We start from the raw sequence: 23,824 nt of genomic DNA, 5'->3' as shown, positions 1-23,824 counted from the left end.
ATTGATATATCTATATAATAGATATATATAATCTTTATAATCCATTTGGTATATATTATACGCTACTGTAAAATGCACAGCAATTGCAAAGGAAACTGTCATGAAAATATTAGTCGCAGTCAAACGAGTAGTAGATTACAACATTAAAGTCCGCATCAAAGCAGATGGCTCTGATGTGGATATCGAGGGCGTCAAAATGGGCATTAACCCTTTTGACGAGAATGCGCTTGAGGAGGCTTTACGCTTAAAAGAAAAAGGCATCGCCACAGAAGTTGTTGCTGTTTCTCTAGGCACATCGGCGAATCAAGACGTACTTCGTCACTCATTAGCAATGGGCGCAGACCGCGCCATTCTGATAGAGGCCAGCGCTGATTTACAACCATTAGCAGTTGCTAAACTACTAAAATCTATTGTTGCACGTGAAGAGCCAAACCTCATTATTCTTGGCAAGCAAGCCATTGACGATGACGCTGGTCAAACTGGGCAAATGTTAGCTGCGCTTTTGGATTATCCACAAGGCACATTCGCATCCACCCTGCAAATTGAAGGTGATGAGGTCACAGTCACTCGTGAGGTAGATGGAGGAACAGAAACGCTTGCTTTAGCTTTACCTGCAGTGATTACAGCAGATTTACGCTTAAACGAGCCACGTTTTGTGAAACTACCAAACTTAATGATGGCCAGAAAAAAACCAATTGAAACGATTAACGCAGCTGAGCTTGGTGTGAATTTAGATGCACGCCTTAAGTTAATACAAGTAAGTGAACCAGCGGTAAGAAAAGCTGGTATTAAAGTGGACAGCGTTGAAGAGCTTCTCAGTAAACTACGTTCACATGAAGGGATTTTAGTATGAAAATTTTAATTCTAGCCGAACATGATGACCTTCAATTAAGTCCATCCGTGCATCAAGCCGTCACTGCAGCGCAATTTTGGAACTCGCCAGTACACGTTTTGGTTGCTGGTAATCATGCTGATGCAGTTGCGCAACAAGCTGCATCTATTGATGGGGTTGAACGTGTGGTGCATGCAAATGCCGATCATCTCGCTCATCCTTTAGCAGAAGATATTGCTAGCTTGCTTGTATCAATCAGCGAAGGCTACGATGTTATTCTTGCGGCGCACTCATCTTTTAGTAAAAATGCGTTGCCACGTGTAGCTGCAATGCTTGATATTGCAATGATTTCTGATGTGTTGGAAATCAAAGCAGATAATACTTACGTTCGCTCAATATACGCAGGTAATGTATTAACTACGATACAAAGCACAGATGCTGTTCAATTACTGACAGTACATGGTAGCAACTTTGCTGCGGCAAGTTTGGGTGGCAATGCTGAGATAGTAAATACCGAGATACCAGCTTCTTTTAAAAAAGCTAGTTGGAAATCTGAAGTTCGCAGCCAATCAGACCGACCAGCCTTAGGTTCAGCCAAAATTGTCGTATCTGGTGGCAGATCACTTGGCAGCGCAGAGAAATTTGAACAAGTGTTATCACCATTAGCTTATAAATTAGGCGCCGCACTGGGTGCAACACGGGCGGCCGTAGATGCAGGCTATGCACCTAACGATATTCAAGTTGGGCAGACCGGTGTTGTTGTAGCGCCTGAATTGTATATTGCAGTTGGTGTGTCTGGCGCCATTCAACATACCTATGGCATGAGAGATAGTAAAATTGTAGTCGCTATCAATCAAGACCCTGATGCGCCAATCTTCCAAGTAGCAGACTATGGCCTTGTCGCGGACTTGTTCGATGTCATCCCCGAACTCACTGCGGCTATTCAATAATTACGCGTAATAAAAATTACCTTTAATCAATTAAGTTAAGAAAAAATATGAGCAAATATTCAAGCGAACGTGTACTCAGTGTCCATCACTGGAATGACAGTTTATTCAGTTTTAAGACTACGCGTGACCCAGGGTTACGTTTTGAGAACGGTCAATTTGTAATGATAGGACTTGAAGTTGATGGTCGCCCACTGACACGTGCCTATAGTATTGCCAGCCCTAATTATGAAGAACATTTAGAGTTTTTTAGTATTAAAGTGCCTAATGGTCCATTGACATCACGCCTGCAACATTTAAAAGTGGGCGATGAACTATTAGTCAGCCGTAAACCAACGGGTACCTTAGTGATTCACGATTTAAAACCAGCTAAGAATCTTTATTTACTCTCTACAGGTACTGGTCTAGCGCCGTTCATGAGCCTGATTCAAGACATTGAAGTGTACGATCGCTTTGAAAAAGTGGTACTGATACACGGCGTACGTCATCTCAGCGAGCTGGCTTACGCAGATTTTATTGAAAAAGAACTGCCAAACAATGAGTTTTTTGGCGAGGAAGTGCGTAATAAATTAATTTACTACCCAACAGTCACCAGAGAGCCTTTCCGTAATCAAGGTCGTCTGACCGATCTGATTAACTCAGGGAAGCTATTTGAAGATATTGGATTACCACCAATCAACCCAACAGATGACCGCGCCATGATATGTGGCAGCCCACAAATGCTGGCTGATACAGAAACGCTGCTTGATAATTTAGGTTTTAAAGTATCACCTCGTATCGGTGACCCAGGTGATTATGTGATTGAACGCGCTTTTGTTGAAAAGTAATCTGTCCTAAATACGCACTCCTCTGCTCTCGCAGCAAACACAGTAAAAGTAAAGTTAAGTAAATGTCATAGTGCGCTACTGTTTATTGCATACCTTAGTAGCTATGATGTTGAATCTTTTATTAATTTACATGTGTAATGATGCATAAAATATTGCTTATTGATGACGACATAGCACTCACGGAGATGCTTGAACAGTATCTGGTCACAGAGGGTTTTGATGTGACAGTGGCTAATGATGGTCAGACGGGCGCCCAATATGTACTCGCAGGTCAATTCGATTTAACTGTGCTAGACGTGATGATGCCTAAGCTAAACGGTATCGAAACACTACGGATCATTCGCCAAGCAAGCCATATTCCTGTGATTATGCTCACCGCCAAAGGCGATGAATCAGAACGTGTTATGGGGCTGGAATCAGGTGCAGATGATTACGTTGCAAAACCTTGTACGCCGCGCGAATTATTGGCACGCATTCGCGCCTTGTTGCGCAGGTCAAAAATCACCAAAGATGGCTCTCAGCAGGCCTTACAAATCGTGATTGGCGGTTTAACAATCACGCCAGCGCAGCGCCGCGTAGAGGTAGCAGGCAAAGCCATTAACCTAACAAGTACCGAGTTTAACTTACTAGAAATACTCGCTAAAAATGCGGGTCATGTAGTGTGCAAAGAAGACCTCGCGCTGCAGGCAATGGGTCGCACATTAGTACGATTTGACCGTAGTGTAGACGTGCATATGAGTAGCATCAGGCAAAAAATTGGCACAAGCTCTAATGGTAGCGATTACATTCAAACCGTATATCGCATGGGCTACCAATTGATTAGGGAATAGTGCTGGTAAACCTAATGGGCAGACTATTCTGGAAATTCTTCATATTCTTCTTTTTGGCGCAGCTCACCACTGTTATAGGCTTAAGCTTTGCCATCTGGCTGCATAACAGACATGAAGTTTTACAAGATAATGGAGTCGAAATGTCGCCGCCAGCAAGATCTTTGCTAGCTGCCGCATCTTCAACTTTACAATTTGGCGGCGTAGAGGGGCTAAAGCATCTTTTACAAGACTGGCAACGCCAGCCTATGCCAAAAGTGCTCGCGGTAAGAGAAAATGGTCAAGAGTTAATGCTGCGCCCTTACACAAAAGCCAGCTTGGATATGGCCAACAAGCTAGCCCAAGATGCAAAATTTCAAGCGTTTGCCAAAAACATTAAGCTAAGTAATGGTCAGTCCTACTTGTTATTTGTTCAAGATAATGGCCGCAGAGATGAGTTTGGCCACCACCACGGTCAACTGCCAGAACATATGCTAAAGAATGGCATCTCTTCCCCAAGACCGCCACCGAGGTTTCCATTAATGCCATTATTCGGTGGCTCTCTTGTAAGCTTGATATTTGCAGCCATACTTGCAGCGTATTTTTCAAAACCTATCAGCAGCCTACGCGCAGCGTTTAAACAAGCCTCTAACGGCAAGTTAGACGTAAGAGTGGCGCATGCCATGGGTAAGAGACGTGATGAACTTTCAGATTTAGGTCATGATTTTGATGCAATGGCTTCGCGCTTAGAAAGCTTATTACAAGCGCAAACTAGGCTGTTACACCATGTTTCGCATGAAATGCGCTCACCGCTTGCCAGAATGCAAATGGCTTTAGGTTTAATGAAGCAGGATCCGACATCCGACTTTCTTGACCGTATCGAGCTAGAGGCTAATCGCATCGATGGTTTAGTGGGTGAGTTATTAGAGTTATCCAAGCTAGAGTCTGGCGTCATTCAAATTAAAAAAGAACAACTAGAATTAAGCCCCTTGCTCAATAGCATTATTGTCGATGCGCAATTTGAAGCCAAATCTAAACGCATTAATTTGCATCTCATGGTAGACCAAGATTATGTTTTAGAAGGTCAGCCAGACTTACTTTACAGGGCGATTGAGAACGTAGTGCGTAATGCCATTAAATATGGTCCAGAATCTAGTGAGATTAGCATTGCCACGACTCATTCTGCTTTAGAAAAGAATCTATGCATCACCGTTACAGATCAAGGTATAGGTGTAAAAGAAACTGAGCTTGAAGATATTTTCAAGCCATTTATTAGGGGCATTTCTGGCAGTCAAACCATTGGGAATGGGCTTGGGTTAGCCATCACCAAGCAGGTGATTGAAGCGCATGGCGGCAGCGTTGCTGCGAAAAACCTCAAACCTACAGGCTTTAGTATACAAATCATGTTGCCTTACTAGTTCTTAATTAACGAGTTTTTTACTTAGCTACAAATACTCAACCATAAAAAAGAGGCTTTCAAAAAGCCTCCTTTTCAGTAATATTACTTTCAGCCTAAGTCATACGGTTACATCAACCACACTACCCACTTTCTGCTGCGCAGTAGTCTTCTGTGTTTGCTGATTAGCACTTGCATCAGATTTTTTGTCAGTTGCCGCATGCTTCATATCGTAAATTAACTCTTCTGCGGCAGATACCGTTCCATCTTTGTTGGTATCTTTCACATCATAACTCTTTGTGTCTCCACCACCTTGAGCGCCTCCGGGTTTTCCAGCACCACCTGCAGGTGGCTTTCCTGAAGGGGGAGCACTCTTGGCGGTTTCTTTAATATCCGCCTCAATATCACTTTGTGATATTTTTCCCGTATTATTTTTATCGATGCTATCAAACTTTTTGGCTGCACCTTCCGACGAAACACCCATGGCCGTTAATGCTTTTGTAAACTCAGCTTTATCTAGCGACCCGTCTTCGTTGGCATCCGATGTCTTCATCATCTGCTTGGACATCTGTGATGCCATCTTCGACACATCAAAACCGCCTGCACTCCCAACTCCGCTAACAGACATTTTAAATCTCCTTATTTACGATTTATGTTTAGATTAAATTAATGAAGCTATAAACCTATATCGTCGGAGATTATCAATAGCTAAGGCTGCAATGAGTAAAGTTATGTAAAAGTATGTAAGGCAGTGAGTGCTGATAAAACTGCTAAGAATACCAAGCCTGTTGTTGCTTGGCATTCAAAAATGTCCAAGCAACTATACGACTTTGCTTTTGACCTTGTGTCATGTCTATGGTTTTTACTTCTAGCGCATTCACTTTTTTAAGCGCGCGGTAAACACTAGGCAAGTTTGTAGCTTTTGAAATGAGCGTACTAAACCATAAGCACTGCGTTGCATACTGATTACTTTCATTAATCATGGTAGTGACAAAAGCCTCTTCGCCACCTTCACAATACAACTCAGTAGTTTGACCGCCAAAATTCAACACTGTAGATTGAGCATGCTTCTTAGTTTTACCTAAACCGCGCCATTTGCGCTCTGTGCCTGCTTGAGCATCCGCTAAAGAGGCATGAAAAGGAGGATTGCACATCGTAAAGTCAAAAGCTTCACCTTGCTTGATAACGCCTTTAAAAATGCAGTTAGGTAAGGTTTGCAAGCGTAGTTCAATCATGTTTGATAGCATATTCGCATCCAAAATATGCTGCGCATTTTTTAAAGCGTTACTATCAATATCTGCCCCTACAAAATTCCAGCCGTACTCATGGTTGCCAATCAACGGGTAAATTGCATTTGCACCAATGCCGATATCTAAGCCTCTAATAGATTCGCCTTGTGGTGTAACACCCGCATTCGTCGCGCTAAGTAAATCGGCCATGCAATGCAAATAATCTGCTCTTCCTGGAATAGGTGGGCAAAGGTACTGCTTTGGAATATCCCATACTGCAACTCCATAAAACTGCTTGAGCAATGCCTGATTGAGCGCCTTAACAGCTTGCGCATTAGAAAAATCAATAGAGGCTTCGCCATATTCATTTAGTTTTACAAACTGCGCTAATGCAGCATTGGCCTGAATGAGTTGATCGAAATCGTATCGACCTCTGTGCTTATTTCGCGGGTGTAAGCCTATTTTTATGGTGTCAGATTTAGTCATCGTACTAATCGTTTTATTCTAGTTGTTGTATTCAGTTACAGTGCAAGTAGCATATCATCTATTTAAAATTCTACTGCCCTTGAAAAGGGCGAATAAAGCACATAAATGCGCTTTATTCATCATAGTGATTTGCATCAGTTATAAGGTAGAATTTGCATAAGAATAAGCAATTAAGTACTAGCTAAAGCACATTGTCTAAAAGTTGAATTTGAGAGTCGAGAATATGGAAGATCAAGCATTTATCGGGCGCCAGCCCATTATGGATGAAAAGCAACAAATCATTGGTTATGAGCTTTTCTTTAGGCATAGTGCAGAAGCAGAGAGCGCCGTATTTGAGGATGAGTTCAAAGCCTACTCCAGCGTGCTGATGAACACCATAGGCGGCATTGATATGCAGTGGCTTTTAGGTGACAAACTTGCTTTCATCAACGTGAATGAAGCAATGCTAAAAAGCGAATTCTTAGAGCTAATGCCGCCTAAGCGCACTGTACTTGAAATTTTACGTACGGTCACGCCAAGCGCAGAAACTGTCGAGCGTTGCAAAAATCTACGTGAGCAAGGCTTTAAGATTGCCCTAGATAATCCGCATTTAAGCGCAGAGACCTCCCCGTTACTGCCATGTGCTGACTATATTAAAATTGATGTTCAAACACTTAATTCTGCAGAATTACAAAAAGCATATAATGAACTCCATGCGTCCTCAGTAAAAATGATTGCTGAGAAAGTGGAAACTGACGCACAATTTGAAGATTGTAAAAAAGTCGGTTTTCGCTTGTTTCAGGGGTTTCATTTTGCACGCCCTGAAACATTTACCTCTAAAGTCATCAATGCCTCATTTGATAGCGTATTGAATATTCTCAATACAGTCAGCCAAGATGGTGAAATCAAAGACATTGAAGCTGGCTTTAAAAAAGATACCGCATTATCTTTCAAGCTGCTGCGCTATATTAACTCTGTTGGATTTGGGCTTTCATGTGAAATACAGTCCATCAATCACGCTTTAACTATTTTAGGCAGAAAGCAGCTATACCGCTGGTTAACGCTACTCATGGTGACCGCTGGCGAAAATTCCACGCCTCCTGCGTTAATGAAAACATCCATCACGCGCGGACGCTTAACTGAACTATTAGGTGAAAGCTATTTTGAAAAACATGATCGCGATAATCTATTCATCGTTGGTGTGTTCTCATTATTAGACGCCATACTAAAAATGCCGATGGAAACGGTGCTTGAAAAAATTCAACTACCAGAAACCGTCAGTGAAGCACTACTCACACGCTCAGGCATTTACGGACCGTTCTTGCAACTAACCGAGGCATGCGAAGACTCAGACAATAAGCGTATTCTAGAAATTGCAGAATTACTGCAGTTTGATGCGACAAAAGTAAATGAATGTCATATTGCTGCATTAGCTTGGGTTGAAACGCTGGGTATTTAAGTAAACTTAATCTACAAAAAGCCTTAGGCAATATTTTATTGACTAGGGCTTTTCTTATTAAATTCACGTTACTATTAAATTATATAGAAATCATCACCTCTAAAATACTTTGGGAAATGCTCAAACATGCTAAATCATGGCTCACAAATTTGGATCGAGCTAGCGATGATAGAAAAGAACATTCCGTTAGAGCCGTTAGAAATGTAATTATTGCCTCAAGAGAAACTGCAGTATATATGCGTAGCATGAAAGATACTGGTAATCAGAGTCATGAGACTGAAGCGCATTTATCAATCCTTTGGACAGAATTAAGCTTTGCTCTCCAAGATATCGGAATTACTAAACTGGCAAAGCGATGCCAAATAAAAGGTATGCATTGGGCAAACCCTAATCACTATGATGAGGATTTTTTACAAAAGGCAGATGTTGGACTTGAGCGCATGGAGAAACTTGCAAATGAAATCCTTGTACAAATTAACCGCTAACCCATCATTCAATCAAGACTGTTTGAAGCCAACTCCCCGAATCAAGCACTGACCGCTTTAGTAGTGAGTTAGCATCACACAAATCACTTAATATCCTAAATAACTACATCTTACTTGCCAATGCCATGACTTGGCGCTCCAAATTAAAGGTATATTTATTAATCAAACCTTCGTTACCACGTGATGGTGATATAAATTGTAGGCCAACTCGGTACTTGGTCGCGCCGTCTTTCATGGTGACTGGTGTGATATTACGCACTTGCAGTGTGAGGTTTGTCTCGCCGACTTCAGGGAAGTTAATTCTGCATTTATCGAAATTAGCCCCTATGACTAATACCTCATCTAATGGATTAGCGGCTATCACGCCAACTCCACCAAGGCTTACATCAACTAATGTCAGCTCTAATGTTCCATCTTCATCAGGATTTTCTGCATTTGGAATGGGGATGATGCAAGGCACAGGATTCACAATAGGTGTAGCGAGCCGGAAGAATTCTCTGCGCTGCAAGCGCATTAACTTTTGTGGCAGAGCAATTTTAATGGCCTTGCCGTCTTTTAGCGTGGCTAATGTGAGTTGCGCACTTGTCCATTTAATTCTAACGCCATCTTCTTTAGCAAAAACCACATGATGGCTAGCCAGTAATCGATCGTTAAATGCATCGTCAATGCCAATATCAAGATATACCACATGATTGTGGGCATCGACAGAAATCACATTAGTCAGACAGGTGTCGTGACTAAACGATATTTTAAGCAATTCATGATGCTTAGCTAGTTCGTTTAATATCTGAATGATTTGTTTTTGATTTTGAACAATAAATTGTTCCTCATCATTTGCATGTGCAGCGTCTTCCATGATCTTCCCATTAACTTTCTACTGTCATTATTATTAACTACTAGTACTCTAATAACTACACATACCGTGTATTTGTGCTATTTGTTCACGATTGTCTTGCCTAAATCTGAAGCACTTGTAGGCACCGCCACCTGCGACATATTGCTGACGCCTTGCTCAATAAAGTTCTCAATCGGCTTTAGCATGCCTGGTAATGAAAGTGCGATCACAACCAAACCTATGCTTAATGTAACAGGGAAGCCAATACCAAACAAATTGAGTTGTGGTGCTGTTTTTGTGAGTATGCCTAATGCCATATTGGTAATCAACAGAGCCGCCACCGCAGGCAAAGCTAATATTAAACCTACACTGAATATAGTTTCACCCCACATCGCGATTTTTAAAGGGTCGATACCACTACTACCGACGGTAATCGGCATGGTCAAGAAACTATTAGCTACGGCTGTGATGATGAGTAAATGGCCATCTAAACTTAAGAAAATAAGCATCGCCAACAATACCAAGAACTGATTAACCGCGGTACTTTGTCCTTGAGATTGCGGATCGTAGAAACCAGCAAAACCAAGCCCCATCGACATGCCAATCAACTGCCCTGCAAGTTCAACGGCCGAAAAAACCAAGCGCATACTAAAACCAATGGCTAAACCTATCACTAGTTGCTGCACTAGTATCAGCAAACCTTGAAATGAGAATATCTCAAAATGCGGCATCGCTGGCAATGTTGGCGCTATGATTAAGGTCAACATAATGCCCAAACCAAGTTTAACTTGATTGGGAATGGCGGTATGGTTAAAGATAGGAGCCGCTGCTATGACGCCTAATATTCTGGTGAGCGGCCAAAGCAGGCTAACTATCCAAGTTTGTAGAAGATCGCTGCTGACTGAAATCATAATGTAACCCTGCGATTTTACGTGGCTTAATCTAGTGAAACTTAACCCGATTAACTCTGGCCTAGTTAGCCATAGCAGGAATGCTGGTAAAGACTAAATGCATATAATCGACCAAAGTGGTTAACATCCATTGACCAGCGAACATCAGCGTTCCAAACACGCCGACCAGCTTGGGAATGAATGATAAGGTAGCCTCGTTAATTTGCGTTGCCGCTTGGAAAATACTCACTAAAAGACCAATCGCCAGCACTACCAATAAAATTGGCGCAGCAACAAGCAAAGTGATTTCCATTGCATCTCGACCTAATGTCATCACGCTTTCTGGGGTCATTTTTGTTTCCTTTTAGAAAAAATCGTCTAATTTTATTAACAAACTGTTTTATTAAAAACAAGCTTAGTAAAAAATAAATTTAGTAAAAACTTTGTACCAGCGAACCTAGCAACAACTGCCAGCCATCGACCAATACAAACAACATCAACTTAAATGGCAATGACACGATAGAGGGCGAAACCATCATCATCCCCATCGCCATCAATACACTCGCAACTACCATATCAATAATCAAAAATGGAATGAATATAGCAAAGCCGATTTGGAATGCGGTTTTTAACTCACTGGTCATAAAAGCGGGTACTAACACTAATAAAGGCACTTGATCTGGCGTTTCAATCTTCTCGATTTTTGCCATATTCACAAATAGCGCTAAATCGCCTTCACGTGTTTGCTTCATCATAAAGGCTTTAAGTGGTGCTGCGCCTTTATCCATAGCCTCCTGCATGGTAATCTTGTTTTCTGAAAGCGGTTGATAGGCATCTACGTAAATTTTGTCTATCACTGGGCTCATCACAAAGAAAGTCAAAAACAAAGCTAGACCCACCATCACCTGATTTGGCGGTGCAGATTGCGTACCTAATGCTTGGCGTAACAACGACAACACAATAATGATGCGTGTAAAGCCAGTCATCATTAGCAAAGCTGCTGGCAGAAACGTAAGTGAAGTCAGTAAGATGAGCGTTTGTAAGCTCAAGGTGTAGTTTTGACCACCACCCGCAGCAGGTAAGGCATTCACTAGCGGCATGCCATTTTCAGCCAATGCCGTGCCAGGCAACATCAGCATGCTGGCTAAAACCAGCGCAGCGAATGCAATGATTGTATTGAGTGTAGATTTTAGTAGTGGTCTAGTCATGGCTAACTTAAATTGAATTATCTATTTAACTATCTGTATCTTTTTTTTCTAAAATCTTACCTGTTGATTTTAGTAACCATGCGGCAAAGGTATTGCTAAAGCCATCATTGTCTGAATCCGTCATACTTCTGCCCATCGGTATGCTTTCAGCAAGGTTGTTAGTGCCACTTTCTAAATTCGCAAGACTACTGACTTGACCAGCCGCAACGCCAACCACAATCCACCTACCAGCGACCTCTAACACCACAACACGCTCGCGCGAACCTACACTGACTCCACCAACAATACGAATAACAGATTGTTTGTTGCCTACACCAGGCACCATGCGCTTTAAAACCCAAGTAATCAGCGCCATTACAGCCAACACCACAGCAAGACCAATTACCATTTTAAGCACGCCACCTGTTGGCGATACCGCAACAGCCTCTGCGGACAAAGCTAAGTTCGGCATAAGGCCAAGCATTGCTAAAGCACTCAAAGTCAAAAAGTTGTGATGTTTTTTCATGACAAGCATTTCTATTAGCGGTTTATTTTGCGAATACGTTCAGCAGGCGTAATAATGTCAGTCAAACGAATACCAAACTTATCGTTCACCACCACTACCTCACCTTGCGCAATTAAGCAGCCGTTCACTAAAACGTCCATAGGCTCACCCGCCATGCCATCAAGCTCAACCACTGAGCCTTGCGCTAATTGCAGCAGGTTTTTAATCGCAATTTTGGTACGGCCAAGTTCAACGGTAAGCTGTACAGGGATATCCAAAATGAAATCAATGTCATTTTGCGTATCTTGCAGTTTATTTTTAGCGGTAAATTCAGTAAACACTTGTGTCTGCTCAGCATTCTTAGATTGTAAAGCTGAAGTATCTGTAGCCTCTTGCTCGGCCATAGCCGCACCCCAGTCATCGGTGGCTTCAGCAGTGCTTTGTTCGGCCATCGCTGCGCCCCAATCATCCTCGGCTACAGCCGTATCTTCTGCAGCATCATTCGCCATAAGGTTCTCCTTTAATATATTCAGTTGAGTTGGATCTTAATAACTTTTCCACACGTAATGCGTATTGGCCATTAAACATCCCGTATTTACAAAGCATGACAGGCACACCATCAACCTGCGCTTCGATAGATTCTTCAATATTAAGTGGCACAACATCACCCACCTTCATATTCAGTACATCACCAATCATCATATTAGTTTTGGCAAGATCGGCCACAATCTCAACCTCAGCAGCTTGTACCTGTTGAGTCATCAGTTTCACCCAACGTTTATCAGTACCTAAGACTTCACCTTGTAATGGTGAGCTGAGCATGTCGCGAAGCGGCTCTAACATTGAGTAAGGGAAACAAAAGTGTATCTCGCCACTCGCTGGACCTAATTCGACATTAAACGTCACGGCAATGACCACTTCATTAGGGGTAGCGATATTGGCAAACTGGGTATTCATTTCAGAGCGCATGTACTCAAATTGAACCGGATAAACTGGCTCCCATGATTTTGAGTAAGTTTCAAATACGATATTGAGAATACGCTGAATAATGCGTTGTTCAGTCTGAGTAAAGTCACGCCCTTCTACTCGCGTATGAAAGCGGCCATCACCGCCAAACATATTATCAACGACCAAAAATACTAATGTTGGATCAAACACCATCAGTGCGGTACCGCGCAGCGGCTTCATTTGTATCAGATTTAAATTGGTAGGCACCACTAGATTTCGAACAAAATCACTGTATTTAGTAATGCGAACAGGCCCTACCGACACCTCAACAGTGCGGCGTAAAAAGTTAAACAGTTCGATGCGTACCAAACGAGCAAATCGCTCATTGATAATCTCAAGCGTAGGCATACGCCCACGCACAATGCGTTCTTGCGTAGCAAGGTTGTAATCACGCACATCACCCGCATTACTCGCAGGTTGATCGTCGTCTTGATCGCCATCAACGCCTTTTAATAAGGCATCAACTTCATCTTGAGATAAAAACTTATCGGCCATGGCTTAATATAGAACGCGTTATTGAATCACGAATGAAGTAAAAAATACGCCAGTTACCTCTTGTGGCTTAGCGCCCTTAGAAAATGGCTTTTTAACCTCGGCGACAATCTCATCACTCAGTTTTTGCTTACCTTCAGAAGTTGAAATATCAGAGGCTGTTTTGCTGGTTAACAGCATTAACAAACGACTTCTAACAGCGGGCATTTGGGATTTCAGCAGTTCTTCTTGCTCGGGGCTAGCTACTTGTAGTGAAATTTCAGTTTGTAAAAACTTTTCATCAGGATCAGGTTGAAGATTGACCGTAAAAGCCTCAAGCGTCACAAATACTGGCGCATGTGCTGGTTCTTCATGCTTGGCTTCTTCTTTTTTATGATCTGATTTTTGATGTGTTAAAAACCAACCCGCCCCGCCACCGCCGGCCAATAGAACGACTGCGGCAATCATAATGATAAGTTTCTTCTTGGATTTTGGTGCCGGTGCTACTTCAGCGCCATCGGGCTTTGGATCTGCTGCCATTTTGTTGCCTTTCCATAATGAACTAAACCTGTACTGCCTGTATTGCAGTCACTGGCGTTATCGATGATTACATTATGGAAAAAAACGGCTGAATAACATGCTTAGATAAGAGAGGGAAAAAGCCGTTAAATTGAAGATTGTGATTGAAAATATTTTATTTAGACAAATTAAGTCCATGCCAACTTACAGACTCATGCAAGAGGAATCGTCTATCAAACCACAGCTAACCTAGCGCTTACACAAAAGTATCAACCAAACCATTGGACGTGCGAACCAAGGTTTTAGGGCTGCTCAGGTGTTCTAATGGAGGTGCCGAATCATTTCTGCCGAGTGAGGCATCAGCTCTTGATTGTTGAGCAGCTTGTTGAAACTGTTGTTGCATTTGCCCGCCCGAATTCACGTTCGCCTGCCCTAATTGAATACCAGCTTCATTCATTTTGTTACGTAAGTTATCCATACCATCTTGCAGCGCCTGTCTTACTTCAGCGTTGTCTGAAATAAACGTCGTATCGGCTTGATCATTATGAACATGAATCACGACTTGCAACGGCCCCATATCTGGCGGATTAAGTGTTAGCGTGGCAGATTGCTCTTGGCCACCTAACATCCACACGACCTTTTGGCTAATGGCTTGATCCCAACCTGTTTTTCCTGGGTAAGCATTGATAGTATTGCTGCTACCTAGCTGCTGCATAGTCTCAGCCGCGCTAATTTGCGTGATTGATTGACTGGTAGATTGAAAATTAGCCGGCACTGCCACTTGATTCATTGCAGATTCTTTTTCCGCCTTTAGCATCAATCTAGCCGCATCATCTCCATTTGTTGGTTTAGATGCATTTGGCAACATGGCGTCTATCCAATCATGACGAGACTGCTTATCGTCAACTACAGCTAAATCTTTGGCGTCAGAGGCGGTTTTACCCTGAGATAATGCATTGCTTAATACCGCATCTTTTAATACAGAGCCTCTTTCAGCGCCCAAAGTAAGCTGTTTCTCGGCACTCATTTCCGCGCCTTCTACAGCCTGACCAAGTGGCGCTTGTTTAGCTTCAGAAATCATGGACGAAAGCATCTGCGCGCCAGAAACATCTGTGATTGAAGGGTTACTGGTCAAATTAACATCTGTCGAAGCTGCGACGTCACTGTCAGCTTTAGTCTCATCACTCTTTTTAACTAATGTAGACTTCGCATCAAGCGCCATCAAATCTTTGGAATCAAGCTGCATCGGATCGATACTCTCAGCATCTTTCTGAGCTTTTGCACGACTGGTCGCCATCATCGCCAGCTGTAAATGGTTAACTTTCTGCACACTCTTTTGTGTGGTAGTTGCATCAACATTTTCAGGTTGTGTTGTCGTTGAGCTGGATTCTTTTCCAGTGGTCTTTTGCGCTTGTTTAGTTTGGCTTTGTCTATTTTCAACTTCTCTAGCTAAAGCATGCTTAGCTTGCACTTGTTTATTCAACATCATTTGAAATGAAGCGTTATTTTCCACTTGGGCTGCGCCATCAGATACCACAGTGCTTTTGCTTACAGCATCCGCTGGTTTTTTTAATAATGTTTCTGTCATTTGTAATGATAAGTTTTTCATGTTACTCAACCCCAAAAATTAAACTCGCTCAAGTGATGATTTATTTTTCAATTGATGCCATCTGCACTTAATGATGCTTAGTTCTAGTAATACGCATCGCAAACTCATCCATCTGTTTCTGGTCTTTTTTCTGCTCTACTTTAAGTATGCGTTTCTCAGACCTGTCGGTTAGCACTTCATAAGAAAGTTTTTTACGCTGACTTTCTTGCCATAGTTGCTTTTGAATCTTTACTTGTTGATTTGCCAACTCAACAACTTCTTGTTGCCCGGCAATGGCTTGATCTAACTTGCCAAAAAAATTCTGAAAATTTTGATAAGCTTTAGCGCCCATACCAGCCTCTAAAATCTTATTAAGATTTCTCACATAATCCAGCCGATATTCATTCAGCATATCTTGTTTAGCTTGCGCCTCATTTGCCAGCTTCATCGCCTTAGCTAAAGCCACTGCCGCCTCATCGACCTCTTTAGAAGCAATGTCCTGTAACATACCTAATACATTGTTTGATCGCGTTGCCATAACTTCTCAATCTTATGCTTACGATTAATTAACTAAGCCATCTAAAACATGCGCTAGATGGCCAATACTCTCTTCAACCCCTGATCGCTCAGAAATACCTTGCTGCAAAAATGCATCAATCTTGTCGTGTCTAGCAATCGCTTGATCCAGCACGGCATCACTACCCGCTTCATAGGCGCCGACATTGATTAAATCCACACTGCGCATATATCGTGAGTTGAGCTGCTTTAATTTGCGTGCAAGCTTTTGATGTTCTGGACTGGTAATATTGTGCATCGCACGGCTGATAGATTGTTCTACATCGATGGCTGGGTAATGTCCGCTCTCAGCCAAGCTACGACTTAATACGATATGACCATCCAAAATAGCACGCGCCGCATCGGCAATTGGATCTTGTTGATCGTCGCCTTCTGTCAGCACCGTATAAAAAGCTGTAATTGAACCCTCACCACGTTTACCATTTCCAGTACGCTCAACCAATGCTGGTAATTTAGCGAATACTGATGGTGGATAACCTTTAGTCGCTGGCGGCTCGCCAATGGCTAATGCAATTTCACGCTGCGCCATGGCATAACGTGTTAATGAATCCATAATCAACAATACGTTTTTGCCTTGATCACGAAAATTCTCGGCGATAGTTGTCGCGTAATTTGCACCTTGTAGGCGCATTAAAGCTGGCGCATCTGCGGGTGCCGCTACTACAACAGAGCGTGCCAAACCAACAGGGCCTAAGATTTGTTCAATAAACTCCTGAACCTCACGTCCCCGTTCACCGATTAAACCAACCACAATCACATCAGCGGTGGTGTAGCGCGCCATCATGCCTAGCAGCACGCTTTTACCAACACCAGAACCAGCAAATAAGCCCATGCGTTGACCACGGCCAACTGTGAGCATACTGTTAATGGCACGTACACCTACATCTAAAATCTCTTCAATAGGAGCTCGCATCAACGGGTTCATTGGTCGTGCATTCAGTGGTGAGCTTTGGGCAGCTACAATTTTTCCGAGATCGTCTAAAGGATTGCCTGCACCATCCACTACACGACCTAGCAACTCATTGCCAACAGGTAGATGACGTGCGCGATCTGTTACTCTCCTGCGTGGCGGATTACCGTGGTGAGGCTTAGGCAAAGCTTCTGCAACTTCTAAAGCAAATACTTTGGCACCTGGCATCACACCATCGACACTGCTTTGTGGCATTAATAACATGCGCTCACCATCAAAACCTACAACTTCAGCTTCTACGCGACGACCTTCAGCAAGCGGCACATAACATGCACTGCCAATCGGTAGCTTAATACCAGCGGCCTCCATGACTAAGCCTGTTAACTTAGTGATGCGCCCTGCTATTTCTAAGGGCTCTACAATGCGTAGAATCTCTTTGCAATCACGAATATGGTCATGCCAGCGTTGGCGATGGATATTTTGCATATCAACTTTTGGCTGAGTTGAGTCTGGAGTAGCTTCGCGCAGTTGCTCTAAATCAGGCATGCTAGGGTGTGGCTGAGCAACCTGTTTATCTAATGCCAGCGAACTGAGCTCTGGAGAATTCATGGTAGCAACCAGTCACTTTTTTGTGATAAAGCATCACTAATGCGTTTCCAACGCACTTCATTGCTCGCATCAATTTGATTGGCGCCAGTTTCCACAATACAGCCGCCACGCTCGATATTGATATCTTCTTGAATCTGCCAGTGTTGACTGGCAATCTCTTCAGCCAGATATTCACGTAGCATTTGCGCATCATCATGATGAACTAATATTCTTGCTGGTTTTTGCACATATGGTAGGTAGTGAATCGCATCCATCACCACAGGCAATACCACTGCTGGGTCAATATTCAGCTTCACTTTCAACATCGCTTTTGCAATTTCTAAAGCGAGCGACAGTGCATCATCCGCAATTTGCTCATCCGATTTTTCCAACGCATCACTAAAAGAATTCATCAGCGTTAAAAAGTTATTTTTTTCTTCTTGCGCATACTCACGCGCTTTTGCCATACCTACAGCAAAACCCTCTTGCATACCTTTGGTATAAGCTTCTTTGCGCGCCACCTCAAATATTTGTGCGATTTTTTCCGAAGCGACAGTATCCTCTTTCTTCTTAGGCCTGCTAGTGCTAACACTAGGACTACCTTCACCAAAAGATGACATCTCCCAGCGCTCATAGGCTGTTTGCTGTTCTTTAGGAATATTCATAGAACTCCTATGCATAATGAGCATTCTTAGAAAAGTTAGACTTTGCGTAGTGAGAAATTGAGTTTTTAGACATATTTATCATCTCCGCCTTTACCAGCAAGTTGAATCTGACCTTCATCAGATAATCTACGTACAATTTGCAAGATTTGTTTTTGTTGTGCTTCAACTTCTGAAAGTTTGACAGGACCTTTTGATTCCAAATCTTCTTTCATCATTTCTGCAGCACGAGAAGACATATTTTTGAATATTTTTTCACGCATTTCTTCAGTGGTGCCTTTAAGTGCCACAATCAGAGTTTCAGACTGCACTTCTCTCAACATGACTTGAATGCCTTTGTCATCGATATCAATAATGTTATCGAACACAAACATCTCATCCATAATCCTTTGGGCCATGTCATCATCGTAGCTTTTAAGACCTTCCATAATGATGGCTTCATTGTCCCCACTCATGAAGTTCATAATTTCGGCGGCCACTTTAATACCACCCATCGTTTGTTTTTTAATATTCTCATTACCTGTCAGCAATTTAGTCATGACGTCATTCAACTCACGTAGGGCAATAGGCTTTACACCATCAAGTGTTGCAATGCGTAGCATCACGTCTTGGCGCAAACGCTCCGCGAAGTGACCAATAATGTCAGAGGCTTGATCTGCATCTAGATGTACAAGAATGGTGGCAATAATCTGTGGATGTTCATTCTTAATAAACTCTGCCACAGTGAGCGGGTCCATCCACTTAAGACTTTCAATTCCACTTGCATCACGTGATTGCAAAATACGGTTTAACAAGCCTGACGCTTTATCTTCACCTAGGGCTTTATTGAGCACTGAACGAATATACTCATCTGAGTCCAAGCCGAACTCACTACTTTGCTCTACCTCAGTCATAAATGCTGCAACAGTGGTTTCCACTTGTTCACGACCAACAGATTTTAGTGTTGACATTGCCGTGCCTAGCTTCTGCACCTCTTTTGGGCTAAGAAACTTCATCACTTCCGCAGCTTCATCTTCACCAAGCGCAAGCATTAAGATTGCGCTTCTCATCACGCCCGCATCACTCATTTTCGTTACTCATTTCCACTTGTCCAATTAGCTACAACACTTGCCACCATTCTTGGGTTATCTTTGGCAAGCTGCTTAGCAGCAGCTAAATTACTGTTACTACCTGCAACAGCGGCTAACTGCGCTTGCCCTTCTGCACCACTTAAATTCACTACAGCATCTTCATCACCAGGTGCATTTAATAATTTTGGCGATGGCGCGGTTAGCTTACGAAGCATCGGACTTAATGCACGTTTGTAAATCAACAATAACACCACAATACCTACAATGAAGCGTAATGCATCTTTGCCGTATTCGATGGTTTCAGGGTTTTTCCACATTGGCACTTCAGGAATAATTTCTTCAGGCTCACCTGCGAATGAGCTATTTACAACCGTTAAGGCATCACCACGTTCTTTATTAAAACCCATGGCCTGCATGGCTAAATCATTGATTTGTGTTTTTTCTGCAGCGGTGAGTGGTCTGTAAGTCACTTTGCCTTTTTTATCTACCACTGGCATGTTATTCACAACCACAGCAACATTTAAACGTTTAATACCACCCATACCTTGTTGTGAATAACGTACGGTTTTATCTACCTCAAAGTTAGTTGTAGTATTTTTTTGATTATTGACAGGGGCAGCTTCAGCAGTTGCACCTGGTGCAGCACCAGCAGGCGTTGTAATTGGCGCAGTAGCATTTGGTGGTGGTTGATTAGATAAAGCACCAGGTACACCAGTAGCCGCACCACCATTGCTGGTTAACGACTCATTGCTTTGTAAACTGCGTATTGCTGCATCATCTGGTTTTTGATTAGGTTTGTAGATCTCTGCAGCTTGCTCTAAGCTAGAAAAATCAATCTCTGCACTGGCTTCAGCACGCACGTTTTTAGCACCAACAATCGGTGTAATAATAGATTCAACGCGTTTAATGATGCTTTGTTGAATATCATCGATATATTTAAGTTGGGTTGGGTCTAAGTTATTCGCACCCATCTTTTTAGAAGTGTCAGAGAGCAGATTCCCATTTTGATCGACTACCGTTACATTTGCAGCTGGCAGATTAGGTACGCTGCTGGCAACCAAATGCACTACTGCGCCAACTTGCTGTGCGTCTAGACTGCGACCAGCGCGCAAATTCAGCAATACTGAGGCAGTTGGTGATTGTTGATCTCTGACAAATACTGAAGCTTTAGGAATGGCTAAATGAATTCTTGCAGTTTCAACTGCACCTATTGATTGAATACTACGCTCAAGCTCACCCTCTAAAGCACGCTGAAAGTTTACTTGTTCTACAAATTGAGAAACGCCAAATTTTTGATTCTCTAAGATTTCAAAACCAATGTTGCCACCTTTAGGCAAACCATCAGAAGCTAATTTTAAACGTGCTTGATGCACTTGTGAGGCTGGAACAAGAATCGCTGTACCGCTATCAGAGAACTTGTAAGGTACGTTCATTTTCTCTAGTTCTGCAACAATCGCACCACCATCTTTATCAGTATAGTTAGAAAACAACACGCGATAATCTGGCTGCTGACTCCATAGCCAAAATACCACCATCACTGCGACGACTGCAGCGGCTGCGACTACCAAAATTAACTTATTACCTAACTGTGAGTTCAAACCAGTTCCACCTTTATTAACGCCTTGATTAATAAGCGCAGCGTTATTCTCTGCCGCCATCGTATTTCTCCAATGTTCTGCTCTTCAAATACTTAACTTATTGCGTTTTGTGTGTTGAGCCTTTAACCATCTAAACACTTAGCATTTACAGAAGAATTGCTTCTATAAGCTATTGGATACCATTATGCCAATGACTAGGATTTTCAAATTTAGGAATAGAGCAATTTTCCTCGACCTATTTGCACGCTCGCTATTAAAGCAAAGTGTTAAATTAACAACTGTCGGAAATGGTGATTATTTAACCGTCTAAATTTAAGCAAACAGACTGTTAATAGAAGCGTGAATTAAAGTTGAGGGAGGCAAATCATGAAAACAGGTGGAATTGACGCAAGCAGAATAGAATCTATGCTTGCGCAGTTAAAAGCGGCTGCACAACGTCCGCAAGCTGATGCAGCATCTGGGTTAGCTTCTGCGGCAGGCCTCTCGAGTACACAAGGTGTTAGCCAAGGCACATCAAAAGTTAACTTCTCTGATGCACTGAAAGCTTCACTCAACCAAGTCAATAAAGTACAAGTGGAAGCAGAGCAATTAGGTAAGAGTTTCGCGATGGGCGATGATAGTGTCAGTCTTTCTGACGTCATGATTGCTGGGCAGAAAGCCAATATTTCGTTTCAAGCAACGGTGCAAGTACGCAATAAACTAGTGTCGGCTTACCATGACATTATGAATATGCAGGTTTAACTATTATTTAAAATACTGGTATTTAAAACACCGGCGCTTCTTCATCCGCTTTACCTTGTTCTAGCTTGTACAACCAAGCCAAAATCTCTGCAATCGCCTGATACAAAGCGGGCGGAATATGATCATCAAGATCAACCTGCATGAGCAGCGCAACCAAATCTTTAGACTCATGCACAAACACATCATGCTCTTTGGCTCTGGCGATAATCTGTTCGGCTATAGCACCACGACCCTTTGCGACAACTTTGGGTGCATACTCACCCGCAGCATAAGCCAAAGCAATGGCTTGCTGGTTAGGATTCACCACACTTTTAAGATTAAAATCTGGATTAAAATTTTCTATCGTATCGGGTTGATGAGTGTTTAGTTGATGGTTATTCATGTCGCACCACCGTTAAAGCATCTAATTGCTGACCATTCTTACCAATCGCTTCAGCCAAACCCAATCGCTTAGCTGTTAGCATTTCTAGGGTTTCAGGATGCTCTGCCAAAATATTGACGCGCATACGCCCATCGGTCAGGCTAATTCTCGCGGAAACTTTCCCTAAATGCGGCAAATGCAAGGTCATCTCGCTAGTAATAGGTCGATTTTGATCTGCCTGCGATTGATTGGAAGGCTGTTTCCCATCGGCATTTTTCTGCTGTTGATAGACATCCCAATCCATTTTTTGCCCAGGCCAAACTTCGCCGTGCCAACTCATGCGTTGATTTTCCAGAATAGCTAACTGTTGAGACATCAAATTTGCAATGGGCGAATTGGCTTGGTTTTGTGGCTCTTGTTTAATGGCCGCAAGCGATTGATTGCTTTGCACCAAGTCGCTCAAATGAGATTCATAAAACAGTCCGCTATTACTCACGGCATTTTTCAAATCATGCGCCATTACTTGCGGATTACTTGGGCTATTCGTCATGACCGCCGTCGCCTGAAAACGGCTCGTTACGCCATCGCTTTCAGCCTGTTTTAGATAATGTCCAATAAGATTGGCTGCGGTGCTTATTTCCGTTGTACTACCTGCAGCATTCGAGGGCGTTGCTGTGAGTAAAAAGGTAGGCACAGGGCTATCGTGCATGTAACGCAAGGTGAGCAGTTGCCCTGCTTTGGCTGCCGTACCTAGATCCATTTTAAGGATGGTTCCTTTAAGGCTTCCGCTTTCAACTTTCACGTTGTAAGCGGTATCACCTACTTTTGATAACACATGAGCAAAATACTCTTGACCCTTCACAAACTGCGTGGCTCTATCGTCTAACTCTTGTCGAATACTGCCAATACTGTCTACTGCTAGTATTGGCAAAATTCTAGCCACAGGTTGTATGCTTGCGATGTCAGCTTGTTTGAGCATCTTGATAATGACGTGGCTACTGGTTGTAGGCGCGCGTCAGTTTATTTTCCATATGTAAACTATTCATTAGTGAGTTCAACCTTACCATCCAAGGTGAAACAATATTGCGTATCTCGCGATCATCAGCCAGTATGCTTTTGATACTTGCCAATTTACGAGCGCGCACATCGCTAGGAAGTGGTAATGCATTTTCCGTAAGCTTTAATGTAGCAACTTGCTGAGCGCAGCTAGCTTCCAGCTCAGCCAAAGCATCCCAGTCCTGCTGCTTGGCAGCTAACAACATTTTTTTAGTTAACTCAGCAACCGTTTCATAAATCACAATGGTATCTTGATGTTCCATTTATAGTTGTTCCGTTTATTATTTATTATGGTTACGTTGATTAGGCTTTTGCGTAATTAGCAATATTGCGATTAACCGCCATCGCCACTTGGCTAGGTATTGCCATTGCAGTATCTTTAGCTGGCATTTTTACATTATCAATGGCTTCCCATGCGCCTTTTAAATCAGTCAGTAATTTAATGACTTCATGTATTAGCTCTGGCTTATTATGAATATTAGCAGTCATTAATCGTTTACTCATATAAGCGTAAAGCGCATCTAAACTTACCGCAATTTCACCACCGGCTTTTTTATCTAAACTAAGCCTTAAACCAGACTCTATGATAGAAATGGCTTTTGAAAGCATGGCGCCTTTATTGGGTATATCTTTACTCTGCATATAGCTGTCTGCACTACGGCACGCTGCAATGGCACCTTCATAAAGCATAATGATTAATTTGTTTGGGCTAGCAGCAAGTACGCCTGTTTCCAAGCCAACTTTAGCATATACATTCACTCCGTATTGATTTGATCCAAACATCATCGTTTCCTTTACTTACTTTTAATTAAT

General features: G+C 42.6%; 28 protein-coding genes. 8 read left to right on the top strand and 20 right to left on the bottom strand.

Translation table 11 applies throughout. The features are described 5' to 3' along the window. The first annotated feature begins 100 nt into the window (after positions 1–100). The 5 genes from M301_RS05250 (at position 101) to M301_RS05230 (ending at position 4,830) form a co-directional block, all read left to right on the top strand. Positions 101–853: an electron transfer flavoprotein subunit beta/FixA family protein gene (locus tag M301_RS05250; protein ID WP_013147724.1), complete on the top strand. Its 753-nt coding sequence runs from the start codon at positions 101–103 to the stop codon at positions 851–853. Further along, positions 850–1,782 (top strand): electron transfer flavoprotein subunit alpha/FixB family protein, encoded by a 933-nt coding sequence (locus M301_RS05245; RefSeq protein WP_013147723.1) that lies wholly within the window; start codon positions 850–852, stop codon positions 1,780–1,782. Before M301_RS05250 ends, M301_RS05245 begins: the two co-directional genes overlap by 4 nt. A gap of 47 nt (positions 1,783–1,829) precedes the next feature. Next, the gene (locus tag M301_RS05240; RefSeq protein WP_013147722.1) at positions 1,830–2,606 is read left to right on the top strand and encodes a ferredoxin--NADP reductase; all 777 of its coding nucleotides are present in this window, start codon (positions 1,830–1,832) and stop codon (positions 2,604–2,606) included. Positions 2,607–2,746: 140 nt separating this feature from the next. Then, the gene (locus M301_RS05235; RefSeq protein WP_041359862.1) at positions 2,747–3,436 is read left to right on the top strand and encodes a response regulator transcription factor; all 690 of its coding nucleotides are present in this window, start codon (positions 2,747–2,749) and stop codon (positions 3,434–3,436) included. 14 nt (positions 3,437–3,450) lie between these two features. Further along, complete coding sequence (locus M301_RS05230) at positions 3,451–4,830, top strand: sensor histidine kinase (protein ID WP_041359362.1); 1,380 nt, start codon at positions 3,451–3,453, stop codon at positions 4,828–4,830. 99 nt (positions 4,831–4,929) lie between these two features. Here the strand turns inward: M301_RS05230 and M301_RS05225 are convergent, their stop codons facing one another. After that, a complete protein-coding gene (locus M301_RS05225) occupies positions 4,930–5,436 on the bottom strand; it encodes an EF-hand domain-containing protein (RefSeq protein WP_013147719.1) in 507 nt (168 codons plus the stop codon). Positions 5,437–5,578: 142 nt separating this feature from the next. After that, on the bottom strand, positions 5,579–6,523 hold the full coding sequence (rlmF, locus tag M301_RS05220) for a 23S rRNA (adenine(1618)-N(6))-methyltransferase RlmF (RefSeq protein ID WP_013147718.1): 945 nt from the start codon (positions 6,521–6,523) through the stop codon (positions 5,579–5,581). A 223-nt stretch (positions 6,524–6,746) separates the two neighbouring features. Between rlmF and M301_RS05215 the strand changes: the two genes are divergently transcribed. Then, a complete protein-coding gene (locus M301_RS05215; RefSeq protein WP_013147717.1) occupies positions 6,747–7,961 on the top strand; it encodes an EAL and HDOD domain-containing protein in 1,215 nt (404 codons plus the stop codon). Between the two features lie 38 nt (positions 7,962–7,999). Beyond that, positions 8,000–8,446 carry a hypothetical protein gene (locus tag M301_RS05210; protein WP_238524669.1) on the top strand — a complete coding sequence of 149 codons (447 nt, stop codon included), beginning with the start codon at positions 8,000–8,002 and terminating at the stop codon, positions 8,444–8,446. Positions 8,447–8,549: 103 nt separating this feature from the next. Here M301_RS05210 and M301_RS05205 read toward each other — a convergent pair whose 3' ends face one another. The 14 genes from M301_RS05205 to fliF all read right to left on the bottom strand — a co-directional run bounded on the left by M301_RS05205 (position 8,550) and on the right by fliF (position 20,913). Next, positions 8,550–9,302 carry a flagellar brake protein gene (locus tag M301_RS05205; protein WP_013147715.1) on the bottom strand — a complete coding sequence of 251 codons (753 nt, stop codon included), beginning with the start codon at positions 9,300–9,302 and terminating at the stop codon, positions 8,550–8,552. Between the two features lie 77 nt (positions 9,303–9,379). Then, positions 9,380–10,192, bottom strand: coding sequence for a flagellar biosynthetic protein FliR (gene fliR / locus M301_RS05200; RefSeq protein WP_013147714.1), 813 nt, complete (start codon positions 10,190–10,192; stop codon positions 9,380–9,382). Positions 10,193–10,253: 61 nt separating this feature from the next. After that, positions 10,254–10,523, bottom strand: a complete 270-nt coding sequence (gene fliQ / locus M301_RS05195) for a flagellar biosynthesis protein FliQ (protein WP_013147713.1) — start codon at positions 10,521–10,523, stop codon at positions 10,254–10,256. A gap of 79 nt (positions 10,524–10,602) precedes the next feature. Next, positions 10,603–11,310 carry a flagellar type III secretion system pore protein FliP gene (gene fliP / locus M301_RS05190; RefSeq protein ID WP_148218639.1) on the bottom strand — a complete coding sequence of 236 codons (708 nt, stop codon included), beginning with the start codon at positions 11,308–11,310 and terminating at the stop codon, positions 10,603–10,605. A 94-nt stretch (positions 11,311–11,404) separates the two neighbouring features. Then, positions 11,405–11,884: a flagellar biosynthetic protein FliO gene (gene fliO / locus M301_RS05185; RefSeq protein ID WP_041359361.1), complete on the bottom strand. Its 480-nt coding sequence runs from the start codon at positions 11,882–11,884 to the stop codon at positions 11,405–11,407. Between the two features lie 14 nt (positions 11,885–11,898). Further along, positions 11,899–12,372 (bottom strand): flagellar motor switch protein FliN, encoded by a 474-nt coding sequence (fliN, locus tag M301_RS05180; RefSeq protein ID WP_013147710.1) that lies wholly within the window; start codon positions 12,370–12,372, stop codon positions 11,899–11,901. Continuing rightward, on the bottom strand, positions 12,362–13,366 hold the full coding sequence (fliM, locus tag M301_RS05175; protein WP_013147709.1) for a flagellar motor switch protein FliM: 1,005 nt from the start codon (positions 13,364–13,366) through the stop codon (positions 12,362–12,364). Before fliM ends, fliN begins: the two co-directional genes overlap by 11 nt. Before the next feature lie 18 nt (positions 13,367–13,384). Beyond that, entirely contained in the window at positions 13,385–13,882 is a 498-nt protein-coding gene (gene fliL / locus M301_RS05170) for a flagellar basal body-associated protein FliL (protein WP_013147708.1), read from the bottom strand. A 235-nt stretch (positions 13,883–14,117) separates the two neighbouring features. Further along, the gene (locus M301_RS05165; protein WP_013147707.1) at positions 14,118–15,470 is read right to left on the bottom strand and encodes a flagellar hook-length control protein FliK; all 1,353 of its coding nucleotides are present in this window, start codon (positions 15,468–15,470) and stop codon (positions 14,118–14,120) included. 67 nt (positions 15,471–15,537) lie between these two features. Beyond that, entirely contained in the window at positions 15,538–15,987 is a 450-nt protein-coding gene (fliJ, locus tag M301_RS05160; protein ID WP_013147706.1) for a flagellar export protein FliJ, read from the bottom strand. Positions 15,988–16,011: 24 nt separating this feature from the next. Next, the gene (gene fliI / locus M301_RS05155) at positions 16,012–17,421 is read right to left on the bottom strand and encodes a flagellar protein export ATPase FliI (protein WP_041359857.1); all 1,410 of its coding nucleotides are present in this window, start codon (positions 17,419–17,421) and stop codon (positions 16,012–16,014) included. 119 nt (positions 17,422–17,540) lie between these two features. Then, positions 17,541–18,188 carry a FliH/SctL family protein gene (locus tag M301_RS05150; RefSeq protein WP_013147704.1) on the bottom strand — a complete coding sequence of 216 codons (648 nt, stop codon included), beginning with the start codon at positions 18,186–18,188 and terminating at the stop codon, positions 17,541–17,543. A 65-nt stretch (positions 18,189–18,253) separates the two neighbouring features. Next, a complete protein-coding gene (gene fliG / locus M301_RS05145) occupies positions 18,254–19,252 on the bottom strand; it encodes a flagellar motor switch protein FliG (protein ID WP_013147703.1) in 999 nt (332 codons plus the stop codon). 5 nt (positions 19,253–19,257) lie between these two features. Then, positions 19,258–20,913 (bottom strand): flagellar basal-body MS-ring/collar protein FliF, encoded by a 1,656-nt coding sequence (gene fliF / locus M301_RS05140; RefSeq protein WP_013147702.1) that lies wholly within the window; start codon positions 20,911–20,913, stop codon positions 19,258–19,260. Between the two features lie 306 nt (positions 20,914–21,219). Between fliF and fliE the strand changes: the two genes are divergently transcribed. Further along, positions 21,220–21,594, top strand: a complete 375-nt coding sequence (gene fliE, locus M301_RS05135) for a flagellar hook-basal body complex protein FliE (protein WP_013147701.1) — start codon at positions 21,220–21,222, stop codon at positions 21,592–21,594. 22 nt (positions 21,595–21,616) lie between these two features. Here fliE and M301_RS05130 read toward each other — a convergent pair whose 3' ends face one another. The 4 genes from M301_RS05130 to fliS are packed head-to-tail and all read right to left on the bottom strand — an operon-like array spanning position 21,617 to position 23,794. Next, the gene (locus M301_RS05130; RefSeq protein WP_013147700.1) at positions 21,617–21,976 is read right to left on the bottom strand and encodes an EscU/YscU/HrcU family type III secretion system export apparatus switch protein; all 360 of its coding nucleotides are present in this window, start codon (positions 21,974–21,976) and stop codon (positions 21,617–21,619) included. Continuing rightward, a complete protein-coding gene (gene fliK / locus M301_RS05125; protein WP_013147699.1) occupies positions 21,969–22,934 on the bottom strand; it encodes a flagellar hook-length control protein FliK in 966 nt (321 codons plus the stop codon). Before fliK ends, M301_RS05130 begins: the two co-directional genes overlap by 8 nt. 16 nt (positions 22,935–22,950) lie before the next feature. Continuing rightward, positions 22,951–23,274: a flagellar protein FliT gene (locus tag M301_RS05120; protein ID WP_013147698.1), complete on the bottom strand. Its 324-nt coding sequence runs from the start codon at positions 23,272–23,274 to the stop codon at positions 22,951–22,953. A gap of 40 nt (positions 23,275–23,314) precedes the next feature. Further along, complete coding sequence (gene fliS / locus M301_RS05115; RefSeq protein ID WP_013147697.1) at positions 23,315–23,794, bottom strand: flagellar export chaperone FliS; 480 nt, start codon at positions 23,792–23,794, stop codon at positions 23,315–23,317. Positions 23,795–23,824 lie beyond the last annotated feature (30 nt).

The sequence above is a fragment of the Methylotenera versatilis 301 genome (assembly GCF_000093025.1).
Classification (GTDB): domain Bacteria; phylum Pseudomonadota; class Gammaproteobacteria; order Burkholderiales; family Methylophilaceae; genus Methylotenera; species Methylotenera versatilis.
The sequence above is the reverse complement of the archived record's forward strand: the minus strand, read 5'-3'. Positions and strand labels throughout refer to the sequence as shown.

Coding starts and splice junctions, on each gene's coding strand:
- M301_RS05250 (WP_013147724.1), top strand. CDS start 101: ATGAAAATATTAGTCGCAGTCAAACGAGTAGTAGATTACAACATTAAA.
- M301_RS05245 (WP_013147723.1), top strand. CDS start 850: ATGAAAATTTTAATTCTAGCCGAACATGATGACCTTCAATTAAGTCCA.
- M301_RS05240 (WP_013147722.1), top strand. CDS start 1,830: ATGAGCAAATATTCAAGCGAACGTGTACTCAGTGTCCATCACTGGAAT.
- M301_RS05235 (WP_041359862.1), top strand. CDS start 2,747: ATGCATAAAATATTGCTTATTGATGACGACATAGCACTCACGGAGATG.
- M301_RS05230 (WP_041359362.1), top strand. CDS start 3,451: ATGGGCAGACTATTCTGGAAATTCTTCATATTCTTCTTTTTGGCGCAG.
- M301_RS05225 (WP_013147719.1), bottom strand. CDS start 5,436: ATGTCTGTTAGCGGAGTTGGGAGTGCAGGCGGTTTTGATGTGTCGAAG.
- rlmF (WP_013147718.1), bottom strand. CDS start 6,523: ATGACTAAATCTGACACCATAAAAATAGGCTTACACCCGCGAAATAAG.
- M301_RS05215 (WP_013147717.1), top strand. CDS start 6,747: ATGGAAGATCAAGCATTTATCGGGCGCCAGCCCATTATGGATGAAAAG.
- M301_RS05205 (WP_013147715.1), bottom strand. CDS start 9,302: ATGGAAGACGCTGCACATGCAAATGATGAGGAACAATTTATTGTTCAA.
- fliR (WP_013147714.1), bottom strand. CDS start 10,192: ATGATTTCAGTCAGCAGCGATCTTCTACAAACTTGGATAGTTAGCCTG.
- fliQ (WP_013147713.1), bottom strand. CDS start 10,523: ATGACCCCAGAAAGCGTGATGACATTAGGTCGAGATGCAATGGAAATC.
- fliP (WP_148218639.1), bottom strand. CDS start 11,310: ATGCTGATGTTGCCTGGCACGGCATTGGCTGAAAATGGCATGCCGCTA.
- fliO (WP_041359361.1), bottom strand. CDS start 11,884: ATGAAAAAACATCACAACTTTTTGACTTTGAGTGCTTTAGCAATGCTT.
- fliN (WP_013147710.1), bottom strand. CDS start 12,372: ATGGCGAATGATGCTGCAGAAGATACGGCTGTAGCCGAGGATGATTGG.
- fliM (WP_013147709.1), bottom strand. CDS start 13,366: ATGGCCGATAAGTTTTTATCTCAAGATGAAGTTGATGCCTTATTAAAA.
- fliL (WP_013147708.1), bottom strand. CDS start 13,882: ATGGCAGCAGATCCAAAGCCCGATGGCGCTGAAGTAGCACCGGCACCA.
- M301_RS05165 (WP_013147707.1), bottom strand. CDS start 15,470: ATGAAAAACTTATCATTACAAATGACAGAAACATTATTAAAAAAACCA.
- fliJ (WP_013147706.1), bottom strand. CDS start 15,987: ATGGCAACGCGATCAAACAATGTATTAGGTATGTTACAGGACATTGCT.
- fliI (WP_041359857.1), bottom strand. CDS start 17,421: ATGCAAAATATCCATCGCCAACGCTGGCATGACCATATTCGTGATTGC.
- M301_RS05150 (WP_013147704.1), bottom strand. CDS start 18,188: ATGAATATTCCTAAAGAACAGCAAACAGCCTATGAGCGCTGGGAGATG.
- fliG (WP_013147703.1), bottom strand. CDS start 19,252: ATGAGTGATGCGGGCGTGATGAGAAGCGCAATCTTAATGCTTGCGCTT.
- fliF (WP_013147702.1), bottom strand. CDS start 20,913: ATGGCGGCAGAGAATAACGCTGCGCTTATTAATCAAGGCGTTAATAAA.
- fliE (WP_013147701.1), top strand. CDS start 21,220: ATGAAAACAGGTGGAATTGACGCAAGCAGAATAGAATCTATGCTTGCG.
- M301_RS05130 (WP_013147700.1), bottom strand. CDS start 21,976: ATGAATAACCATCAACTAAACACTCATCAACCCGATACGATAGAAAAT.
- fliK (WP_013147699.1), bottom strand. CDS start 22,934: ATGCTCAAACAAGCTGACATCGCAAGCATACAACCTGTGGCTAGAATT.
- M301_RS05120 (WP_013147698.1), bottom strand. CDS start 23,274: ATGGAACATCAAGATACCATTGTGATTTATGAAACGGTTGCTGAGTTA.
- fliS (WP_013147697.1), bottom strand. CDS start 23,794: ATGTTTGGATCAAATCAATACGGAGTGAATGTATATGCTAAAGTTGGC.